Source organism: Rhodoferax sp. (genome assembly GCF_028689305.1).
Lineage (GTDB): Bacteria > Pseudomonadota > Gammaproteobacteria > Burkholderiales > Burkholderiaceae_C > Rhodoferax.
The window spans coordinates 1-2,692 of the sequence record NZ_JAQTWM010000184.1 but is presented as its reverse complement, the minus strand read 5'-3'; the positions used below and the strand labels follow the sequence as shown (position 1 = coordinate 2,692).

The following is a 2,692-nucleotide window of genomic DNA, read 5'->3' as shown; positions in this document are numbered from 1 at the left end:
ACCGATGCCACGCAAGCCCCTGAGTCCACCATCATGGACGAGACCCACAAGGTGGCGGTGACGCGCCTGGGTGACCGCATCCGTGTAGGCGGCACGGCGCAGCTTTCGGGTTTCAACCTCGATCTGGAGAGTGGGCGGCGCAAAACACTGGAGTTTGTCGTGACCGACCTGTTCCCGAAGGGGGGCGACGTGGCGCGTGCTGAGTTCTGGACCGGCCTGCGCCCGATGACCCCGGACGGCACGCCGATTCTGGGTGCTTGCCGCATGCGCAACATGATGCTGGCCACCGGCCATGGCACGCTGGGTTGGACCATGGCTGCAGGCACCGGCCGTGTGATTGCCGACCTGATCAGCGGCAAGGCACCGCAAATCAGCATGGAAGGCCTGGGGGTAGACCGCTACGCCTGAGCACGAGAGCGCTCACGCAGCGAACTGCTGCTGGATGCCCAATCACTTTGGTGAGCATCCCGGCTGGCGGGGCAGGGGAGCAAAGCTGTTAGCCTATGCGCCTTGCCCCGGCGCGCGGGGTGCTTTGTGATGCAACAGCCATGCCCCCGTTCCTGCTTCAATTTTTTCGCCATTACCTGCTGAGCCTGCAGTTTTTCACGCGTATTCCGGTCACGGGCCGCGTGGCCGATTGGGTGGGTTTCAGCCCGGCCATGCTGCGTGCCAGTGCCGGCCATTTTCCCGGTGTGGGTGTGCTGGTCGGGGGGCTGGTGGCGGGTTTTAGCGCGGTGCTGTCGATGACTTTGCCGCCCACGGGTTCGGCTCCGCTGGTGGTGGCCGCGCTCGGCACGGTGCTGGGAGTGTTGCTCACTGGGGCTTTTCATGAAGATGGTCTGGCCGATGTGGCCGATGGTTTGGGTGGCAGTGCGGAGCGTGACCGGGCGCTGGCCATCATGAAAGACTCGCGGGTGGGTGCGTTTGGCGCGATTGCCGTGGTGCTGGTGCTGCTGAGCAAGGTGGCCTTGCTGACGCTGCTGGGCGATGTGAGTATGCCGCTGATGGTGGCCGCGCTGTTTGCCGCCCATGTGGTGTCGCGCACCTGGCCGCTGCTGACCATCCGGTTGTTGCCGCATGTGGGGGATGCGGCGGGGTCCAAATCCAAGCCCTTGGCCGATCAGATCAGCGGCGCAGCGCTGGTGACTGGTTTTACATGGTGTTTTTGTGCTCTAGCCCTTGTCATATATGCACAATCAGCTACTGACTTTATAGCGTTTGATGGGGCTGCAGAGAGCTTGTTGCTGGTCTTGCTGAATGCGGTGGTGTTATCTGCCGTGGCCTGGGCACTGATGACCCGCTGGTTCTGGCGGCGGCTGGGTGGTTTTACCGGGGACTGTCTCGGCGCGATCCAGCAGGTGTGTGAACTGGCTTTTTACCTGGGATTGGGGTTGAGCCTGTGAGCCTGTGGCTGGTGCGTCATGCGCAGCCGCTGATCGAGCCCGGTGTGTGTTACGGCGCGCTGGACGTGGCGGCAGATGAAACCGCCACCACTCAGGCCGCTCAGGCGCTGGCGCAGGTGCTGCCTCATGGCGCCCGGGTGAGTTCGTCGCCGCTACAAAGATGTGAGCGTCTCACGCTTGTTTTATGCGGGCTAAGGCCCGATTTGACGTATAAGGTGGACGCACGTCTGGTTGAAATGAATTTTGGCTGCTGGGAGGGGCAACGCTGGGACAGCCTGGCTGCCGACGAGCTGGCCCGCTGGACGGCTGACTTCTGGCACCACCGCTTTGGCGGGGTGGAAAGTGTGGCCGATGTCATGCAGCGGGTGGCCGCGGCCTGGGATGATGCTGCGGCTGGCCCGGGGCCGCAGGTCTGGGTCACCCACGCTGGTGTGATTCGTGCGGTTGAGCTGCTGGCACAAGGTGTGCGGCAGCTGAGTGATGCGGCACAGTGGCCGGTGCAGGCGCCAGGTTTTGGCCAGTGGCGTGTGTTGGCGTTGACCTGATGGCTGGCGTGATGCGCCGGTTTGTGCGAGCATTCGACCGTGACGGCGGTCTTTCATCTCACCGGGAGCATCTCATGGCACAACAGCATCTGCAAGCGGGTAGCAAAGTCAATCTGTCGCCTCTGGGGCCGGGCATGGCAGGGGCACGCACCACGGCCATCGTCAAGGGGCGGCAACTGGAGGTGGTGCGGGTGGTTTTGCAGGCGGGCCAACACATGAAAGAGCACAAGGCGCCGGGCGAAATGACGGTGCATTGCATGGAGGGGTGCCTGGAGTTCCGAACCCCCGGTGTCCACCATGTGCTGGAGCCTGGGGATTTCATTCACCTGGAAGCCGCCACGCCGCATTCGTTGTTGGCAGTGCGTGATTCATCGGCGCTGGTGACGATGTCGATTCACGTGGCCTGAGGCCGGTGACGGCGGGTGTTCAGGCCAGGCCTTGCACATAGGCTTCAAAGGTGTTGGCCGGCAGGGCGCCGCTGAACCAGTAGCCTTGGTATAGCAGGCAGCCGTTGTTCAGCAGAAACTGGCGCTGGTCCTGAGTCTCGACCCCTTCGGCAATCACTTCCAGCCCCATGCTCTGACCGAGGGCAAGCACCGTGCGGACAATGGCTGCGCTGTGGGGGTCGGTCAGCACGTCGTAGACGAACGACTGGTCAATCTTGAGCTTGTTCAGCGGCAGCCTCTTGAGGTAACTCAGTGACGAGTAGCCCGTTCCAAAATCGTCCAGGGAGAAGGTGATGCC

General features: G+C 63.0%; 5 protein-coding genes. 4 read left to right on the top strand and 1 reads right to left on the bottom strand.

The annotated features are described in order from the left end of the window. The 4 genes from PHW99_RS18760 to PHW99_RS18745 all read left to right on the top strand — a co-directional run. The coding region (locus PHW99_RS18760) for an FAD-dependent oxidoreductase (RefSeq protein ID WP_300181376.1) at window positions 1-408 on the top strand (408 nt) is incomplete at its 5' end. Between the two features lie 140 nt (window positions 409-548). Next, on the top strand, window positions 549-1,403 hold the full coding sequence (locus tag PHW99_RS18755) for an adenosylcobinamide-GDP ribazoletransferase (protein ID WP_300181372.1): 855 nt from the start codon (window positions 549-551) through the stop codon (window positions 1,401-1,403). Further along, entirely contained in the window at window positions 1,400-1,948 is a 549-nt protein-coding gene (locus PHW99_RS18750; protein ID WP_300181369.1) for a histidine phosphatase family protein, read from the top strand. Before PHW99_RS18755 ends, PHW99_RS18750 begins: the two co-directional genes overlap by 4 nt. 74 nt (window positions 1,949-2,022) lie before the next feature. Further along, window positions 2,023-2,355, top strand: a complete 333-nt coding sequence (locus PHW99_RS18745; protein WP_300181366.1) for a cupin domain-containing protein — start codon at window positions 2,023-2,025, stop codon at window positions 2,353-2,355. A 19-nt stretch (window positions 2,356-2,374) separates the two neighbouring features. Here the strand turns inward: PHW99_RS18745 and PHW99_RS18740 are convergent. After that, the coding region (locus tag PHW99_RS18740; RefSeq protein WP_300181363.1) for an EAL domain-containing protein at window positions 2,375-2,692 on the bottom strand (318 nt) is incomplete at its 5' end.

What these genes read in the sequence shown, in the direction of transcription:
- PHW99_RS18755 (WP_300181372.1), top strand. Translation starts at nt 549, where the DNA reads ATGCCCCCGTTCCTGCTTCAATTTTTTCGCCATTACCTGCTGAGCCTG.
- PHW99_RS18745 (WP_300181366.1), top strand. Translation starts at nt 2,023, where the DNA reads ATGGCACAACAGCATCTGCAAGCGGGTAGCAAAGTCAATCTGTCGCCT.